The sequence below is a fragment of the Bacillus gaemokensis genome (assembly GCF_001590835.1).
Taxonomy (GTDB): domain Bacteria; phylum Bacillota; class Bacilli; order Bacillales; family Bacillaceae_G; genus Bacillus_A; species Bacillus_A gaemokensis.
The window spans coordinates 90188-109067 of record NZ_LTAQ01000002.1; the positions used below are offsets into that span (position 1 = coordinate 90188).

13 protein-coding genes, 1 pseudogene and 1 riboswitch are annotated in these 18880 nt (G+C 35.4%); of the genes and pseudogenes, 8 read left to right on the forward strand and 6 right to left on the reverse strand.

All coding sequences use genetic code 11. From position 1 onward, the window contains the following. Positions 1–234: 234 nt before the first annotated feature. The 4 genes from argR to AZF08_RS06060 all read right to left on the reverse strand — a co-directional run bounded on the left by argR (position 235) and on the right by AZF08_RS06060 (position 7628). Positions 235–684 (reverse strand): arginine repressor, encoded by a 450-nt coding sequence (argR, locus tag AZF08_RS06045; protein WP_033674466.1) that lies wholly within the window; start codon positions 682–684, stop codon positions 235–237. A 432-nt stretch (positions 685–1116) separates the two neighbouring features. Beyond that, positions 1117–1941: a class C sortase gene (locus AZF08_RS06050; RefSeq protein ID WP_033674467.1), complete on the reverse strand. Its 825-nt coding sequence runs from the start codon at positions 1939–1941 to the stop codon at positions 1117–1119. 92 nt (positions 1942–2033) lie between these two features. Next, on the reverse strand, positions 2034–3677 hold the full coding sequence (locus AZF08_RS06055) for a SpaH/EbpB family LPXTG-anchored major pilin (protein WP_033674468.1): 1644 nt from the start codon (positions 3675–3677) through the stop codon (positions 2034–2036). Positions 3678–3716: 39 nt separating this feature from the next. Next, positions 3717–7628, reverse strand: coding sequence for a SpaA isopeptide-forming pilin-related protein (locus AZF08_RS06060; protein WP_051725733.1), 3912 nt, complete (start codon positions 7626–7628; stop codon positions 3717–3719). 169 nt (positions 7629–7797) lie between these two features. Beyond that, positions 7798–7889: riboswitch (cyclic di-GMP riboswitch) on the reverse strand. Between the two features lie 290 nt (positions 7890–8179). Between AZF08_RS06060 and AZF08_RS06065 the strand changes: the two are divergent. From AZF08_RS06065 to AZF08_RS06090, 6 genes and pseudogenes are all read left to right on the forward strand, one after another. Beyond that, positions 8180–9481 (forward strand): annotated as a pseudogene (locus AZF08_RS06065) (FAD-dependent oxidoreductase). 189 nt (positions 9482–9670) lie between these two features. Next, on the forward strand, positions 9671–10393 hold the full coding sequence (locus AZF08_RS06070) for an amino acid ABC transporter ATP-binding protein (protein WP_033674469.1): 723 nt from the start codon (positions 9671–9673) through the stop codon (positions 10391–10393). A 140-nt stretch (positions 10394–10533) separates the two neighbouring features. Beyond that, a complete protein-coding gene (locus AZF08_RS06075; protein WP_033674470.1) occupies positions 10534–11328 on the forward strand; it encodes an ABC transporter substrate-binding protein in 795 nt (264 codons plus the stop codon). 140 nt (positions 11329–11468) lie between these two features. Continuing rightward, on the forward strand, positions 11469–12161 hold the full coding sequence (locus AZF08_RS06080; protein WP_033674471.1) for an amino acid ABC transporter permease: 693 nt from the start codon (positions 11469–11471) through the stop codon (positions 12159–12161). 31 nt (positions 12162–12192) lie between these two features. Next, positions 12193–12576 carry a hypothetical protein gene (locus tag AZF08_RS31115; protein WP_235190036.1) on the forward strand — a complete coding sequence of 128 codons (384 nt, stop codon included), beginning with the start codon at positions 12193–12195 and terminating at the stop codon, positions 12574–12576. Beyond that, on the forward strand, positions 12521–13264 hold the full coding sequence (locus AZF08_RS06090; protein WP_033674473.1) for a hypothetical protein: 744 nt from the start codon (positions 12521–12523) through the stop codon (positions 13262–13264). The genes AZF08_RS31115 and AZF08_RS06090 overlap by 56 nt, the downstream gene beginning before the upstream one ends. 73 nt (positions 13265–13337) lie before the next feature. On the opposite strand, the gene AZF08_RS06095 is transcribed toward AZF08_RS06090, so the two are convergent. Next, positions 13338–14423: a fatty acid desaturase family protein gene (locus AZF08_RS06095; protein WP_033674474.1), complete on the reverse strand. Its 1086-nt coding sequence runs from the start codon at positions 14421–14423 to the stop codon at positions 13338–13340. Positions 14424–15024: 601 nt separating this feature from the next. Here AZF08_RS06095 and AZF08_RS06100 point away from each other — a divergent pair. Both AZF08_RS06100 and AZF08_RS06105 read left to right on the forward strand, forming a co-directional pair. Then, on the forward strand, positions 15025–16551 hold the full coding sequence (locus AZF08_RS06100) for an FAD-dependent oxidoreductase (RefSeq protein ID WP_033674476.1): 1527 nt from the start codon (positions 15025–15027) through the stop codon (positions 16549–16551). A gap of 166 nt (positions 16552–16717) precedes the next feature. Beyond that, the gene (locus tag AZF08_RS06105; protein ID WP_033674477.1) at positions 16718–18028 is read left to right on the forward strand and encodes an MFS transporter; all 1311 of its coding nucleotides are present in this window, start codon (positions 16718–16720) and stop codon (positions 18026–18028) included. A 33-nt stretch (positions 18029–18061) separates the two neighbouring features. Here the strand turns inward: AZF08_RS06105 and AZF08_RS06110 are convergent, their stop codons facing one another. Beyond that, entirely contained in the window at positions 18062–18829 is a 768-nt protein-coding gene (locus tag AZF08_RS06110) for a nucleotidyltransferase domain-containing protein (protein ID WP_033674478.1), read from the reverse strand. Positions 18830–18880: the final 51 nt, after the last annotated feature.

Below are 18880 nucleotides of genomic sequence, written 5' to 3' on the forward strand. Positions count from 1 at the left end.
TACATAATAAACCGTATGCACTTTCTTCTTTGTGAAAACGCAAACATTCCTTAGTTAAATATTTCACATATTTTTTTAAAAAATAATATATATTTGTATTTTTATAAGTTTTTTTACCACACAATTTACAAAATAACTATTTATTACGTATATATGATGCATAATGATTTACTAGTTCATGTTAAAATTCTAAAAAAACCTGTTTCTAATTACAATTAGAAACAGGTTTTTCATCTACATAATCAATCTCAATCTTTCTTCTAAAATCTTTCTATCTGATTGTGATTGGGAAATCACAAGGCATGTATCATTTCCACAAATACATCCTACTTTTTCTTTCCAATCTAAAGAATCTAATAATACCCCAATAACATGAGCATTCCCTGGTAATGTTTTAATAATCATTAACTGCTCTACACAATCGACCTTCACGACAACTTCTTTCAGTTTTTTCTTTAACTTCATATCCGTTTGTAAACTATCTTCTGAAAAAACCTTATATATCGTTAATCTATTTGAAGAGGTTACCTTTATTAAATTTAATTCACGAATATCCCTAGAAATAGTTGCTTGTGTAGCCACTACACCTTCGACTTCTAACAATTCTACTAATTTCTCTTGTGTATCTATTTCATACTCTTTCACCAATTGTTTAATTAGCCGTTGTCTTTTTTCTTTTTTCATAAAAGACACTCCTTCGAATAGTATAGCTTTATTATATCTTGCTATAATTTCCATCCGAAAGAGATGAGGATAAATGTTGCGGAAACGTTCATAGTTTTGATAGCTTTCCTAAGAATTTGTTTTCTGCAAAATAAAAAAGAGCTCGACATACTAAAACTGCTACATAGAATCATGAAAAAATACTAGATTTCCTATCTTATCAGAAAAAAATCCCTATAGAAAAATGATGAAAGGAAAGTTAGGGAATACATGACATACTATAACAATTTCAGATAGGAATGGAATTCAAAAAAGGTGATCCCTGTTTTCATACAGAAATCACCTTCTTAATGTTTTGTAATATTTTTTAGTGTCTTTTACAAATGGATATTTCAAATATCTTACTCACTCATTTTATGCTACATTCTTAAGCTAAAATATCCTTCAAGCTATTTATTTGCCCTGCTTCCTCTTCTTTCTTCTTTTCATATAAATGAAGAGTACAAGCCCGCCTACAATAACGCCTGAGGCCACTATCATCTTTTTGTCTATCATAGATGGCTTTGACTTTGAAACTGCTTCTTTTTCTTTTGAATTATAAGGAACGCGGTGTCCTCTAATTAATAGCCGATGTGTATTGACCCCATAAGGCGTACACGTAATTAATGTGGCATAATCTTTCTCTTTCACAACTGCTAAATCAGCGGTTTCATTCGGTAACGCAACTTTAATTTGATCCACTTGATAAGCAAGCACTTTATCCAATGAATGAATATAAAAAATATCAGATTCCACTAATTTATCCAAATCAGTAAACAATACTGCAGAAGGTAATCCGCGGTGTCCAGTCAAAATTGTATGGGTACTTTCTCCTCCGACCGGTAAAGATGACTTCTCTATATGACCGACTCCTCGACTTAACACCTCTTCAGAAGTTCCATGGTAAATAGGAAGTTTTACATCAATTTTAGGTATTTCAACATACCCCATTACTTCTCCTAAATTTAAAACATCTATATACGATTTCGAATCGCTATTTTTCCCCTCATTAAATGGATCTGAAAATGATTGATTCTCATTTTGAATCTTTTTGTTATATTCTTCGGCTTCTCTTTCTCTTCGTTCAATTTCTTCCTTTTGAAGTGCTTTTACTTTTTCATCATACGTACTAACTTCCGAATAATGCGCTCTCGTTGCTAGCCAATTGCTGACAGTTGGGTATAGAAAAATACTAAGGCCTAATAAAAAAACACATCCAAAAATGATATTACGCTTCATAATATGCCCCTTTTAGTATGCTAAAATGTCGAAAAGAGGAAGACATTTGCTCTTCCTCTTTTCACATTATATCATTATATTTCTCTATAACCTTAATTTTTTAAAGGTTTTCTTCTGAAGAAAACAAATGCTGCTGCAGCCATTAATACAAGACCTACTACCGTAAATAGGACTGTTCCCATACCACCTGTCGAAGGAAGTACCCAACCGCTTTTGTTATTCTCTACAGTTAATTTAATTGTTTGATTCTCTTTGTCAATCGTTACATTGATTGGCTCTTTTAATTTTTGGTAAGACTCTTTTTTACCATCTTTTTCATAAGTTGGTGCCTTTGTTTCGACAATTTGGTACTCACCGTATGGAAGGTTATTCCATTTGATAACACCATGCTCATCAGATACACCTTTTACTTCTTTTCCTTCTACTACTACCACATTACCTTTTTGGTCACGTAGTTCAAATTCTGCACCTTGTAATGTCTTTTTATCATCACCATCAACTTTTGTTAGTGCAATACTACCAGTTGTTGGGACAACAATTACTGGCTTAGATTCCTTTTCACCACTTACATCATTTTTGTTTGTAAAATCAATTGTTGCTGTATTTGGAATTTCTGTTCCAGCTGCTACGCCTTCTTTAATTTGTGATTTGATTTTTAAATGAAGCTCTTTTTTACCATCTAATTTTGAGAAATCTTTTACAGTAGCTGTTACTTTTTGTCCTTCTACAACTACTTCTACCACACTTGAATCCACTTCTACACCATCAATTTTCACAACTGGCTTCCCTTGAATCACTAATCGATTATCTAGATTATCTGTTACAACGTAATTCTTATAATCTTTAATATCCTCTGGGATTAACGTTTTAATATCATAATTGTAATCTTTTAACGGATTAATTGGTAAAAGTTCTAGATCATTATTAATCTTTTTGTCAATCGTTGGTTCTTCATAGTTTTTCACTGATACTGGTACTACTACACCAGACTTAATTGTACCCGACTCTGTAATTGAAAACTCATGTTTTGTTGGATCTAAAACATATCCATCTAGCGCTTTTGTTTCTTTAAAGTAGTATTTACCATATGATAAGTTTTCTACACGAATTGCACCATCATCACCAGTTTTTAAACCTTCTCCATTTTCAACTACTTTTCCGTCTTCATGATATAAAGTAAATTCTACACCTTTTAATACTTTATCTTTCGCACCTGTTTTGATTAATTCTACTGCACCACGTTTTGTTTCATTCTTTGGGTACATATGAACATCATAGTTTAAAGCTTTACCCTCTTTATCTGTCATTGGAATATCAACTGTATACGTGTTTGGATTTAAGTTAACATGAGCTGGACCAGCAATTTCTTTTACTTCATAACGTCCTAAAGGAAGATCTTTAAATGCAGCTTGTCCATCTTTACCTGTTATTTTTGTCATCGATTTTGCATCTGTAACATCTTTTACAGCTTCTTTTACAATCTCGCCATCTTTTGTAATCTTTTCAAAAGATTTGATTTGTTTAATTTCAAACGTTACACCTTCTAACGCTTTTGCATCTCCTGGAATTGTTTGACCTGCTTCCCCAGTTCCTTCACCTGTTGCTGCGCCTTTTTCTTGTTCGTACTTATGAATTGTTAAAGACCCTTTCTCTGGAGCTGCTGCATTCACAAACATGCTTGGCAACGTTGAAAACATTAATACAAAAATTAAAAGCATACTAAAAATCTTTTTCATATTATTCTTCCTCACTATCTCTATTAATTTTTAACTCTATTAGTTACTGCTTCTTTTACGGAAAAATAAAAGTAACGTGATTACCATAAGTATAGTACCGATAAGATAGAAAATAGCGGTCCCTATTCCGCCAGTGTTTGGAATCACCCATTCACTCTTCGTATTTTCTACCGTTATTTTTTGTACTGGTGATCCGACTTCTACTTCAATTGGATCTCTCAAAAGCATATAGCCATCCGGTGCCTGTACTTCTTTAATCGTATATTTTCCGAACAATAATTGATCAGAAATCGCCTTACCTTTTTCATCTGTTGTTAATTTTCCAACTTCTTTACCGTCTTTGTCTAAAATCTGAAACACAGCATTTTTCAATTTCAGATTGGAATCTGTAGCATCCACTTTTGTAATTTCAATTATTCCTGTGTCTAGCAATTCATTTTTTACTACCAATGACAGTACTTCCTTCATACCCTTTATGATTTCAAAGGATACTGGTTCCTTTAATTCTTTATACCCTGGTAAACCTTTTACTTCTACCAATTTATATTTACCTATGGATAAATCAGAAATCGTTGCTTTTCCGTTTTCATCTGTTGTTACTGCCCTTACAGTCTTACCTTCTTCATCTTGGACCTCAAACATTACCCCTGCTAATGCTTTATTACTGCCTTTGTCCACTTTTGTAATTTCAACAGATCCTTTATCCAGCAATTCATTTTCAAAAGTTATCTCTACAGGAGTTTTTGTGTCTTTCATTATTTCAAAAGCGTATGATTTATCACTTAGTTTATAACCTTTCGGAGCTTTGACCTCGACTAGTTTATATTCACTGATTGGTAAATCAGTTGCTCTAGCTTTTCCGTCTTTACCCGTTGTGATTGTTTGAATTACTTGACCATCTTTACTTTGAACTTCGAAAACAGCACCTTCTAATGGAGTGTTGCTACCTTTTTCCACTTTTGTAACTTCCAACTCTCCAAAATCGACTGTATCTTCAACTAGCCCGGCATCGATCGTCATATTGTGTTCATCTTCACCAAGCTTGATAGTTTCTGAATATCCATCTTTATCAACATTAGAATCAAGTTTTTCATCATTGCCAGCGTTTTTCTTTGTCCACTTGTACCCATCCGGCAACGTAAATCTCACTTGGTATTCACCTGGATCTAAATTTACAAATTTGTAGTAACCTGGATTTCCTTTTTTGTCATTACCAGTTCTCGTCATACTAATGACTTTTCCATCTTTGTCTAGTAATTCTACGACTACACCGTTCACACCAGTGTTTCCATCATTTTGAATTCCGTCTTTGTTTTTATCCAACCAGATGTAATCTCCTAATGAACTCTTTTTCGAAGCTTTTAGCTGTACACCTACTCGGTTTGGCTCTGCTGGTTGAATCCAATTTCCTGTTACATCATTTATTGCACTATATCCAAATGAATTCCATGCAATTCCAGCTGAAGCATCCATATCAACAGGTGCACGCATTGTCCATTCTAACGTCGCTGCTTCTCCAGGATATACAAGTTTATCCTTAGCAAATTCAAACTTAACTGCCGTTACCTTTGTTAAATCTGCTGGTGGCTCTAAAGACCAATTCGGATCATTTGCGCCCTCTGGATTTACAAAAACGTCGTTTCCTTGTATCAAATCATCACGCTTCGGTTTTGAAACAGTCGTATAATAAATCTTAATAAAGTCACCGTCTGTAAGTTGAATTGGTGACGTTAAATATGGAGTCCATTTACTACCACGCTCTTGTACATGATTCTTTGTTTGTAAAACTGACTGGTCACCCTCTGCAGGGAATATATCAATTAAGACACCATTCCTTACCGCTACGGTTCCACCATTTTCAATTTGCAAACGATATTTCACTTCTCCACCTGGTACTGTCGTTGCTACTTCTGGCGAACCTTTCCAACTATCGTCTAATTCACCTTTTACATATTTAATTGATTTTAAAGATTGCTCTTCTTCAATATCAATAGCATCTTTGCTTTCAATAATTGGGTCTTTTGTATCTCCATCACCATCGAGGTCATTTTCGTCTTTTCCTGTTGGTTGTCCCCATCCATCTTCTGCAGATTTAATTGTTGATACATTAGACATTAAGCCTGCTCCATTGTAAAGCTTGCCTGCCATGGCAAAATTATTAACCTTTACTTTGAACTTAACAGTTACAGCATCTCTCGCTGGAACATCTAATTCAGGGAATGTCCATCGTAAAAGCGTTCTTCCTTTTTCTTTATAATTCGGGATTGCTTCAACTTTTACTTTTTTTGCATCATAAGGTTTTCTATCCCACTCTTCTTTAACAATAGTAAACTTCTCTGAGCCTGGAACATATTCCAATCCCTTTGGCAACCAATCTACAATTATTGGCTGTTTTAAAGGAGTAGAACGCCCATCCACTTTACCAGTTAATTCAAATTCAACTTCTTCTCCCTTGGTATACTTTTCTCCGGGCTTCGTTAATGCTTTTTTCTTAAAAGTAACCCTTGGTTCGGGATTTTCTTTTACTTTTACTTGCGCTGTTGCATCTTTTATATAGTTCTTTCCATCAATATCATATGAAATATGTGCTGTATTTTTCAAAGTTCCTTCTTTAAAGTTCGGATCGTCCACTTTAAAATACAACCAAGCCCCTGATCTCATCTCAAAATTCGCAGGCACTTTACCAAATTCATATCGAATTCCAGTTACTTTGTCTCCTTCAGCTAATGGTAAAGAAGAAACATCTAACCATTCTCCGTTAGTATTGCCTCCAATAACTTTCCATTCTTTCCACTCTGAATTATTCTTCGTTTTATATAAAAGCTTATATTCACTTACACCTATAAATGCACCAGTATGCATTCTCGTAAAACGTAGTCTTTCATCAAAGCGATCGTCTTGAAGAACAAAATTATCTATTTCCTTAGAATATTGATTTTTGATGTTATACAGTGTAAATTCAATTTCTTCATCTTTACTGTACTCAGACTTTGCAGCAGCCTTATTTAAATCTGAAAAAGCTTGCTCAGGGGGAATAACAGGAGGCTTTTTATTTGAGACTTCAACATACGCATGTGTTTGTTTTGTTAATTCCCTTTCCCCTTTTGGCTTCAGCTTTGCCTCAACCATATTCAGAACTTGTTGATTTTGATCTTCGCCAAAATTCTCTTCCGGGAACTTCACCTTAACTTTAACGAATTTTTCACCTTCTACATTTTGCAGATCCCATACGACTGTATGTGAATTCGCATCATACTTCCCATTATCACTCGCTGAAATAAACTGAGCTTCTTTTGGCAAAATATCTTTTATAGAAAGCGAATCGAGTGTAGTTGGACCACTAACGTGTTTAGCACGAATAGTATATTCAACTTCTTCTCCTGGTTTAATCGTCCATTTGTCAGGAGTTTTACGCATTTCCCACTCTGGTTTCTTAGGTGGCTCCGGTGGAACTTCTTTTTCATGTGCTATAACAGTTACTTTATTAGAGGTTTTTCCTCCTTGATCCGATACAAAATCGGCTACAGCTGTAGCTTTCGTTCCGTCTTTTGTTCCCTTTGGAAACTTAACTGTAATAGGAACTGCTTTAGAATCTCCGTTTGGAAGAAAATCTTTAAAGGTATAAATAACGGAATGCGTTTCTTTATCGTATACTGCATCCGTACCACCAATCTTCCCATGTCTTACATATTCGACTTCAGGTGGTAGTTTAACAATAATTTTTGCATCTTTATGCCCACCTTCTAATCCAAATGTACTTAAATCAAGTTGATATACAAAGTCTTTATCTACATCTTTTTGCGAACCATCTCCACCTTCAACCGAAAGCTTTAAGCTGGCATTCGCTTCTTTGTCATATGTTGCTGCTTCCACCATATGTATAAATGGCTGTGCAATAATTTGCATTACCATCAAACAAATGACAAATATACTAATCTGTTTACTTTTCATACTCACACCTCTCTATTACTCCCTCTAAAATAAGTATCTACACTACTTTTCTGGATATCACCCCCTTTCAGTTAGAGAGCGGTGGAGTATGAAAATTCTATATGTCAAACGACTTGTTAATTTTTAGATAATTCAGTAAAACAAAAAGGATTGTCAGGTTACAAATAAAATTTGCAACCTGACAATCCTAGTAATAAGATTTATTACCTTAGACTCAAAGCTTTGCGACCTATTCTTTCAAATAGTGTGCCAATAAATTTATAAATTACAATATGACTATTGTATAAAAAAATTTAAAATTAATCTACTACATACACATTGTTTTTTATTTTATATACTATTTTTAACTATTGTTTCAATTCATATTTCACTCATGCAATACACCTCAATTAACATATAGTAAAACTTCCATTAGCTCTCACAATTCGGACTTTTAGAAGCAAGTATCCCCCTTACTTCCTTTTATACATAACCTGCAATTTAAATACTCTCAAACAAGCTATCTCATATACTATATAGAAAATTGTTCTATATAAGAAAGGAGCCTTATCTTGAATCAAACAAAACTAACTGGGCGCATCATAATTCCAACAGACTCTGAATATGATGTAGCTCGAATAAACTTGAGTTTAAGTATTCCAAAACTTCCTTGTATAATTGTCTTTTGTCAATGTATGTAATGCCTTGAAGTGGGCACGTGAACGTCACGTACCATTTCGTGTAAGAAGCGGTCGCCATAGTTATGAAAATTTTTCTCTTCTAAACAATGGACTTATTATTGATGTAAGTGAAATGAATCAAATTACGTTTCACAAAAACTGTTTAACAGCAACAATTGAAGCCGGTGCAAATCTTGGTACTGTTTATAAAGAACTTTTGAAATATGGTGTCACACTACCAGCTGGCACAAGTGCAAGTGTTGGAGTTGTGGGATTGGTATGTTATCACGTTTATTTGGATTAACGTGTGATCAATTATTAGAAATAGAAATGGTACAGGCATCTGGGAAGACAGGAGCCACGTTCATCCGTGCTAGTGAATTAGAAAATCCTGATTTATTTTGGGCATGCTGCGGCGGTGGGGGTGGAAACTTTGGAATTGTTACCTCATTAACATTTCGTGTTCATCTTATTAAAAATGTCTCGATTTTCTCACTCACTTGGGAATGGAAAGACTTTATTACTGCCTTTGAAGCTTGGTAAACATGGGCACCTTATACAGATGAGAGGCTCACCTCATCTATTGAATTATTTTCTAAAGAGAGAAATGAAATTGAGGTACAGGGCGAATTTATTGGTCCTCCTTCTGAACTCTTTGATTTATTAACTCCTCTACTTCATGCAGGATCCCCTACTTTTTTCATCGAGGAAGTTCCTTATATAAAGGCTGTTCAATTCTTTAATAGTGGTAACATCCCCGAAAAATTCAAACGTTCTGGTTCCTATGTATATAAACCAATTCCGGTGAAAGGAATTCAAATCTTAAAATATTTTCTTAGTCATGCTCCAAACCCTTCAGCTAGCGTTTGGCATCAATCACTTGTAGGAGCTGTAGAAGACATCGCTCCCAATGAAACAGCTTATTTCCACCGAAAAGCAATTATTGCTCAAGAATATATTACATTTTGGAAATGTGATGGTGAGGAGGAAGAAAATATACGATGGATTAAGAATTTACGCAATACTATGTCACCATATACATTAGGAGACTATGTTAATTGGCCAGATATCGATATTAAGAACTGGCAAACTACCTATTATGGAACAAATTTCCCAAGATTACGTAAAGTAAAAACACTGTACGATCCTTGTAATGTTTTTCAGTTTCCACAAAGTATTCCACCCTATTATTAATACAGACAAACTCTTGTTATTTTCTCTCTCAAATCTTATTTTCACAAGCCTACATCTAGTAAAAAAGAAGAATATCACCTTCCCTCAGACAATCTTTTTCGCAAAAAATAAAGGGTTTTGCCATTTTATGACTAATATCAAAAATACGGGGCAACATTTGTAAAATCTAAAATTGACTGGGGGGTTGGGATGATTCAAGTTCAAAATTTAGTGAAATCATTTGGTTCATTAGATGTTTTAAAAGGTATTAATTTAGAAGTAAAAGAAAAAGAAGTGGTTGTTTTAATCGGTGCCAGCGGTTCAGGAAAAAGCACTTTACTCCGCTGTCTCAATTTTTTAGAGATGTACGATGAAGGGGAAATCCACCTACAAGGAGAACACATTCATCCAAAAAACACAAATTTAAACAAAGTCCGCGAAAACGTCGGAATGGTATTCCAACATTTTAACCTCTTTCCTCATATGACCTCATTAGAAAACATCATAGAAGCACCTATTCACGTAAAAAAACTAGACAAAGCGAAAGCCACAGACATCGGGAACGACTTATTAAAAAAAGTTGGCTTAGAAGACAAAGCAAATGTAACACCTCACCTATTATCTGGGGGACAAAAGCAACGCGTTGCCATTGCACGTGCCCTTGCAATGAATCCTAAAATTATGTTATTTGACGAGCCTACATCAGCTCTTGATCCTGAACTCGTTGGAGAAGTACTCGAAGTAATGAAAGAACTTGCTGGAGAAGGAATGACAATGGTAATTGTTACGCATGAAATGAGCTTTGCACGAGATGTAGCAGATCGCGTCATCTTTATGGATAATGGGAAAATTGTAGAAGATGCGCCTCCAGAACAATTTTTTTCAGCACCATCAAATGAACGAGCAAAACAATTTTTACGAAACATTTTATAGAGAGGGACTTCACTCCCCGTGAATACTTAAACCGTAAAAATTCATACGGGTAGCCTAATCACCTCACCCATAGAAATTTTCCATATAAAATACGGCGATAGAGCCCGTATGTGCAGGATAAATATATAGGAGGGGTTTTGATGAGGAAGAAAATATTTACTGTTTTTGCAGCAATCACACTCTGTGCATCTTTTGTACTTGGAGCCTGTAGTAAGGAAAGTAGTACTGCCTCAACAAGTGGTGAAAAAGAATTTCGCTATGCGATGAGCGGCTTATATAAACCTTTTAATTTCAAAGAAAATGATGGGAAATTACAAGGGTTTGATGTCGAAATTGGTGAGGCTCTCGCAAAAAAAATGGGAATGAAGCCTGTACCAGTTACAAACCCTTGGGAAACGTTAATTCAAGGGTTAAAAGCGAAAAAATATGATGTGATATTAGGTAGTATGGCTATTACAGAAGAGCGATTAAAAGCTGTTAACTTTTCAAAACCTTATTATCGATCTGGTGCACAAATTTTCGTAGCGAAAAAGAACAATTCCATTTCTTCAGAGGAAAATTTGAAAGGAAAAAAAATCGGTGTTGTAAAAGCAAGTACATTTAAAACGCTCATTGAAAAACATACGAACCAAATCACAGAATATGATAGTGATGTTACTGCACTTATGGATTTAGAGCCTGGACGTGTAGATGCAGTTATTACGGATCAAATGGTTGGACTTCGTATGATAAAAGAAGGTAAATCCAATATAAAAGAAGCTGGCAAGCCATTAAACCTTGATGAAATGGGGATTGCAATCCGCAAAGATGATAAAGAAATGGTAAAGAAAGTTAACAAAGCATTAGATGAAATTATTAAAGATGGCACATATGAAAAAATTAGTAAAAAGTGGTTTGGACGCAATATCCTTGGGGAAGAAGCAAAGACAAAATAAATTAAGTTGCTTCTATTCATAAATAAAGATGGACTCCCTCCAAATGGCGATCCATTGTTTATCAATAAGCAATGCCCCACCTTAACCGTGGGGCATTTGTATCTATTTTCCTAAATTCATTTTAATATGAGGTGACGCTAATGATTGATATTTTCATATCTACTTATCCAACACTTCTAAAAGCTGTTGTTATGACTTTACAGTTAACATTAACTTCTTTATTACTTGGTTCATTAATTGGACTCTTATTTGCCTTCTTTCGAATTTCCAATAACAAAATATTAAACAGCATTGCAAATGTATATATTGCCGTCATACGAGGGACGCCCCTTATCGTTCAAATTGCAATTTTGTATTTTGGTATTACATCTGTCATCGTCTTCACATCTTTTTGGGCAGGAGCAATTGCCCTTGCTATTCATAACGGTGCATACATTACAGAAATTTTCCGCGGTTCGATTCAATCTGTCGATCGTGGGCAATTAGAAGCTGCCCGGTCCCTAGGAATGTCTTATCCACTTGCCATGCGTCGCATTATTTTACCACAGGCATTCCGCCTTTCTATTCCCCCGCTGGGCAATCAATTCATTATCGGATTAAAGGATTCTTCACTAGTTGCATATGTCGGGATGCCAGAATTATGGGGCTCAGGTTTATCAATAGCTGCTGGTAATTTTCAACAATTAGACACATATATTGTTGTCGGAATTTACTACCTTGCACTTGTACTCTTATTTACTTATCTCGTAAACCGCTTAGAGAAAAAGCTCCAGCGGAAACAAAATAACTCTATGAACACACATAAAGGAAAAGAAAAAGCAGTCTCCTTATAGGAGAAAATATAAAGCATTCGGTATGATTGCAATGCCATTTTACTTATTACTAGAATGGCTCGGTCCAATCATTGAAATATTTGGCTACCTGCTATTATTATATTATCTATTATTTGATGAAGTTTTCACCGAATATGTCTTATTACTTTTATCAGCAACGATGTTATACGGGTCATTTCTATCAGTTGGAGTCGTTTTATTAGAAGAATGGAGTATGAAAAAGCAAAATAGTATTAAAGATTTTACATTCCTACTCCTTTGGTCTTTAACTGAATCCTTTTGGTATAGGCCACTTACTGTGTGGTTCCGTTTTTTTAGGGCTTTTCCAAAGCCTATTCCGCATAAAAGGCTGGGGGAAAATGAAGCGAAAATCACTCGAACTTCAATCTTCAGAACGTTTTTGGTGGCTTCGTAGAATCACTTTTCACTTCATTATACTTGCTGTTATTTTGGGAATTGATGCCACAAAACACAGATTACAACCAACACTTGTAAATGACTCTACAACTTCTGTAAGCTATGGACTCAAGGCCGATCGAAATAAGCAAAACATTCAGCACTTCAGCGGAAATAAATGGGAAGACTGGACAATAAAAGGTGTAAACCTTGGTATGGCAAAACCAGGTGCATTCCCTGGTAACGCGGCCATTACCAAAGCAGAATATAAACAGTGGTTGAAGCAAATTACACTACCTCTTACAGGAGAACAGTTACCTTTTGAAAAGTTTACTGTTGGAGCACTAACTGCCGGAAATAGTAATCCAAGTAGCAAAGATTATAATTCACTTGCAGACTTTTCTACTCCATCCAAAGAAACGATTGAAATTCGAATTCCTTGGATGGTATTAAACGCCAAAGCTCCAAATATAAAAGAGTTTATTGGAGATATTTATACTACTGAAGAAACGGATGGCTTAAATAGTAAGCATACAATCGATAACATTGGCTTCACGGTTCAAATTGGGGACAAAAATATAACAACCGCCTCAGATGGCGAATATGCTACGTATGACTATAAAAAATGGAGAGATGTCGTCCAATATACGTCCAGACTCAAAAAAAGTTACTATTACATGCAAAAAACATATCAGAATACAAAATAATAAAAGCAAGCTACCTCCAAAGTAGCTTGCTTTTATATTTATTATTGAAGATTTCAAAATAATTCATCTGAAATCAAGGATTTACTTTTTTGACAGTTTCCTGTTTTTCTATATGTTCCTCACGATATGAGATATTCTCAGGGTCTAATCCATTTCCTAAAGAACCATAAAAATGTTCCTTATGCGGATCAACTAATTCACTACCTTGATAATACACACGAGGTGTATTCCAAAGTGCTGCTAATGCTTTTGTCATTGGCATTTCATGATAACGCTCCGGCCACATTTCTTTAATTTTCTCTTTTACTAACGGGTAATATTTTGAACTCATAGCAGGGAACAAATGATGTTCTGTATGATATGAGAAATTGAAATGCAAAGCATCAACCCAGCGCGGCACCGTTACAGACAAACAGTTCGCTAACGGATCATTAACAGGAACGATTGGATTTAAGCGATGATTTGTTGCAATATAAGCCATTACAATAAAGTTTGCAATTAATAATGGAATGATATAAGCAAAAATCCATTTCGTAGGACCCATAATAAATAATAAGCTAATCCACACTGTCCATGGCAAAAGAAGCTGAAGCCATACAGATTTCTGATTCGATGACTTAAATTCTTTTATAAAATGAAAGAACATACGTGTTGAATGTAATGTAAATTGAATTGTTAACGACAGAAAACTAAAGAAAGAACGTACATGTAATGGGAGATGATACACCCAGCTTAAGAACTTACTTTTCTTTAACTTTTCAAGCGTTGGCCATGCATCCGGGTCATTCTCTTCATGCTGCGTATGCACATGATGAGTAGCATTATGCCACTTTCTCCATAATTTCGGCCCTGTAGACAATGGCATAAATGCAATCGCTCCTAAAAAGTCGCGAAGCCAAGCCTTTCTTACAACCGTCCCATGCAAAATCTCATGCCCCAAAAATCCAAGTGATGCAAAACATAATCCGAGAACAATTGCAATCCCAAGATTTGCCCACACATTCAAGTCGAATACACCTATTGTTACTAATCCAGCTACCGCCACAAGTAAATAAGCCAGTCCACCAAATAAACGAGTTGGCACTGGTTTAAATGCTTTTTTTGGCAAATGTGGCGATACACGTGCTGCATACCATCCAAACGTATGAAGCTCCTTCATCCTTTTGCCCCTTTCTTATGCTGCGCTTACGCAACTTGCATAAATCCATTCTTGTTTCCAGATTGATATTACTAAGCACTTCTAAAAAGCATTTATTATAAGTAAAAACATACTCACTCTATCGTCACTTATTTTCGCTTTTATTATTAATGAAAAACATTTCTCTTTTTACTCTTTATCAACCTTTCCACATGATGAATCATATCAATAGACTTTCCTTATTGTCAACAACTTTTATGACCTAGTAATAAAATGTGGTTATATTTTTATAACAATACCTTATTTCACCAAAAGAAAAACATACATTTTATAAGGTTTTATCCATTATATATATAAATACTTTGACATAATATTAGTCTCCCTATCATCCAGAATAACTTATATATGAATAAAAATAATTTATCTTAATATTGGTCTTCTATAAAAATATCCTTTTCATAAAACAAAACAAATAATTATACCGAAATATTAATTCGTTTTATATCTTCCCTCAGATTTTCACACACTATACTGCTCTCTTCATTTAAAAATAATCTACATGAATTTTAAATAAATTGGAAAAGTTAAGAGGAAAATTATTCTAAATTAGGAGGGCTACACGATGAAAAATCATTCATTCCCTAAATTTCCAAAACCCTACTGGATCGAATCCACTTCACTCCCAAATTTTCCCAATCTATCTGAAAATATAAAAACAGAAGTTATCATTATTGGTGCTGGCATTACGGGTATTACAACTGCTTATTTACTTGCTAAAGAGGGAATGAAAGTTGTTTTAATCGATTCTGGAAATATTTTAAATGGAACAACCGGACACACGACTGCAAAGATCACTGCACAGCACGACCTCATTTACGATGAACTAATCAATCATTTTGGAATGGAGCAAGCACATCTATACTATGAGGCAAATGCAAAAGCCTTACAATTTATAAAAGAAACAGTCCAAACACACAATATTGATTGTGACTTTACTGAGGAAGATGCCTACTTATATACAACTTGCAATGATGGATTACGAAAATTAACAAAAGAATATGAAGCTTATAAGAAGCTAAATATTCCTTGTGACTACACCCAATCCATCCCACTTCCTATCTCAGTTCAAGCAGCACTTATTATGAAAAACCAAGCTCAGTTCCACCCTCTTCGTTATTTAAAAAAACTTGTTGAACAATTTATCGAGATGGGCGGCACAATCTACGAGCAGACAACTGCAATTGATGTAGAAAAAGGATTCTACCCACAAGTGATTACAAAAGAGGGACATCGCATCACATGTGGATATATTGTCTCTTGTTCCCATTTCCCGTTTTATGATGCAAATAGCTTTTTCTTCGCAAGACTGTATGCAGAACGCTCCTATGTTCTTGCAATAAAAGCAAAAAAGGATTATCCCGGAGGCATGTATTTAAGTATTGATGATCCTAAACGTTCCTTACGATATACAACAATAAATGAAGAAAAATTCATTCTTATTGGTGGTGAAAGTCATAAAACCGGACAGGGAATCAATACGATGCTTCATTATGAGGCGCTACATTCCTTTGCCGAAGAAACATTTGGAATAGATGAGATTCCTTATAGATGGTCAGCACAGGACTTAATCACTTTAGATAAAATTCCTTACATTGGACACATCAATGAAAGAAATCCAAACATATTCGTTGCAACTGGATATCGTAAATGGGGAATGACAACTGGAACTGCCGCGGCACAGCTCCTAACTGCATCTATTACAAAAATGAATAGTCCTTATAAAGAGCTATTTGCCCCATCACGATTCCATGCCGATCCAGATGTGAAAACATTTGTTTCTCAAAACCTAGATGTGGCAAAGCATCTAATTGAAGGAAAACTAGAATTTGCCCTTCGTAAACCTGAAGAACTTGAAAATGGAGAAGGTGCTGTTGTAAGAGTTCATGGTAAACGAGCAGGTGCGTATAAAGATGATGAAGGAAAACTGCATATTGTCGATACAACTTGTACGCACCTTGGTTGTGAAGTTGAATGGAACAACGGTGATTGTACATGGGATTGTCCTTGCCATGGATCACGCTTTTCAATTGAGGGGGATGTAATTGAAGGGCCGGCGAATGAGCCTTTGAAGCGGGTTGACGGAGAATAGTATCCTGTAAACTAAAATTGACTAATACAAAACGATATTTCTTTTTGTATTAGTCAATTTATTATGAACATCCTCTTATGTAAGCAACGATAAAATTCGACAATAGAAGGAAAATCTTAATATTCAACCAAATAATACATTAATCTACTAAAAAGAGGTGTATATTATGCAATTATCTTCTCCACCTCATCCAGAATCTACAAAAACAACTTTTTCAAGCTCCATTACAAAACTAGTGGTTCTCATCTGCTGGCTTGCTATTCTAGCTGACGGCTACGACTTAGGTATTTATGGTGCAGTTTTGCCAACACTTCTAGAAGATAAAAGCTGGGCATTATCACCTGCCCAAGCTGGAACAATCGCTAGCTACGCTCTATTCGGCATGTTTATTGGCGCTATTTTTGTCGGAACTATCACAGATTTTATCGGTAGAAAATGGACATTGGTATTTTGTTTAGCCCTTTTTTCTATCACAATGGGCCTTGCTGCAATCGCTTCATCACCCGAACTGTTTGGTCTATTTCGTTTTATCGGTGGTATTGGCCTAGGAGGTGTTATTCCAACCGCCTCCGCACTCACGGTTGAATACTCACCTAAAAAACGGCAATCTTTCATTTATGCACTTATGTTTACTGGCTATCCATTAGGAATTGTATTAGGAGCTATTTTATCCATGTTTATGCTACAAGAGTTTGGCTGGAGATTCATGTTTGGTATTGGAGTGGTTCCATTACTCCTCATCCCTTTTATCATTCGTTACCTGCCTGAATCTATTCAGTTCTTACTTTCTCGCAATCGCCGAGAAGAAGCAGAGAAAATCAGTAAACGCTTCCAAATTCAATTACCTACAAAACAAACAAATTCACATTCTTCTACAAGCAAAAAACGAAGCGGATTTTTCACGTTATTCTCAAAGAAATACATAACAGCTACACTACTCTTTTGGATCACTTATATAATGGGCATGTTTCTTATTTATGGACTAAACACATGGTTGCCACAAATGATGCGTCAAGCAGGCTATCCTCTCGGTTCTAGCTTATCCTTCTTACTGATGCTGAACATAACAGCTGCGATTGGTGCATTATTTGCCGGAGCTATCGCTGATCGCATCGGGGCTAAAATCGTTATTGGTATCTCTTATCTCATGGCAGCTATCTGTATTGGCTTACTAACAATACAACCTTCTATTTCTATCATTTATCTTTTAATTGGACTCGCTGGAATTGGCTCAGTTGGTATTACCCAAATATTAAATGCATATGTAACACAATACTTCCCGTCGCACGTTCGCGCTACCTCCTTAGGCTGGGGACTCGGTCTTGGACGGATTGGTGCAATTGCCGGCCCAATTATCATTGGCATCTTAATGACGCTCCAGTATGATCAAGTGTGGAACTTTTACTTATTTGCATTAGCAGGTCTAATCGCAGCCATCGCTGTCTTCTTTATTCCTAACCAAGATCAAGCGGATTAAAGTGAAAGGAGCATCAAACTATTGATGCTCCTTTCACTTTCTTTCAAACAACATATCGCGAAACAAAACATTCAACTTCTCAATGTCTATCCCTATTCCTTTTTCAATTCCCTTTACATATTCTTGATAGTACGTTATCTGCTCCTCTAAAAATTGATTTAATACCTCTATCCTCGGGCCAGCATCTAACTCGATACCAGCTTTTTTCTTTATTAGCAGTAGTCTAATTTCCTCTAAAATCTCGCTCTTTAAAGATAACGCCTTAACCAACTTTTCAAATTCGACAGGTGGTAGTGTCCCTTTTTCTTCTAACCATTTGCATGCTAAAATAGGGCGTAATACATAGAAATACTTTTTCAGCTTTACACGCTCTCCCTGTAAAAATTCACGGTAGTTTTTTGAAGCCATATGTAAGTAGTGGTAAATCGTTGCTTTAGGGTCAAAATCTTTTTCACTCATTTCCTGTAGGAGTTCTGGAAATTCTGAGTTCTTAGAATACACAATTGGCGAACGAACCCATTCTAATAAGGCTGGATTGGATTTTGCGAATAACTGCAGTGCTTTTCTAATATCCCATCCACTTATATCTAAATCATCATTAATTGGATATTCAATGACATCACGCTTCTCATTAATAGATAAATACCAATCTAATGAATGAACATATACAAACCTAACATCATAATCACTGTCTTTTGACGGGAATCCCCATGCACGACTTCCTGATTCCACTGCAAATAAAATTTTCACATCATTCTCTTTCTCGATTCTCTCTAATTCGACTTGAATTTTGTCTCTCATATGTATCACCCTCATTTTTTGATCATTTCCCTGGAAATTCGACAACTATGA

Bases quoted from the DNA above. Each gene is read 5' to 3' on its own strand.
- AZF08_RS06100 (WP_033674476.1), top strand. From the start codon at position 15,025: ATGAAAAATCATTCATTCCCTAAATTTCCAAAACCCTACTGGATCGAA.
- AZF08_RS06110 (WP_033674478.1), bottom strand. From the start codon at position 18,829: ATGAGAGACAAAATTCAAGTCGAATTAGAGAGAATCGAGAAAGAGAAT.
- AZF08_RS31115 (WP_235190036.1), top strand. From the start codon at position 12,193: ATGCCATTTTACTTATTACTAGAATGGCTCGGTCCAATCATTGAAATA.
- AZF08_RS06055 (WP_033674468.1), bottom strand. From the start codon at position 3,677: ATGAAAAAGATTTTTAGTATGCTTTTAATTTTTGTATTAATGTTTTCA.
- AZF08_RS06090 (WP_033674473.1), top strand. From the start codon at position 12,521: ATGAAGCGAAAATCACTCGAACTTCAATCTTCAGAACGTTTTTGGTGG.
- AZF08_RS06060 (WP_051725733.1), bottom strand. From the start codon at position 7,628: ATGAAAAGTAAACAGATTAGTATATTTGTCATTTGTTTGATGGTAATG.
- AZF08_RS06075 (WP_033674470.1), top strand. From the start codon at position 10,534: ATGAGGAAGAAAATATTTACTGTTTTTGCAGCAATCACACTCTGTGCA.
- AZF08_RS06070 (WP_033674469.1), top strand. From the start codon at position 9,671: ATGATTCAAGTTCAAAATTTAGTGAAATCATTTGGTTCATTAGATGTT.
- AZF08_RS06105 (WP_033674477.1), top strand. From the start codon at position 16,718: ATGCAATTATCTTCTCCACCTCATCCAGAATCTACAAAAACAACTTTT.
- AZF08_RS06080 (WP_033674471.1), top strand. From the start codon at position 11,469: ATGATTGATATTTTCATATCTACTTATCCAACACTTCTAAAAGCTGTT.
- AZF08_RS06050 (WP_033674467.1), bottom strand. From the start codon at position 1,941: ATGAAGCGTAATATCATTTTTGGATGTGTTTTTTTATTAGGCCTTAGT.
- AZF08_RS06095 (WP_033674474.1), bottom strand. From the start codon at position 14,423: ATGAAGGAGCTTCATACGTTTGGATGGTATGCAGCACGTGTATCGCCA.
- argR (WP_033674466.1), bottom strand. From the start codon at position 684: ATGAAAAAAGAAAAAAGACAACGGCTAATTAAACAATTGGTGAAAGAG.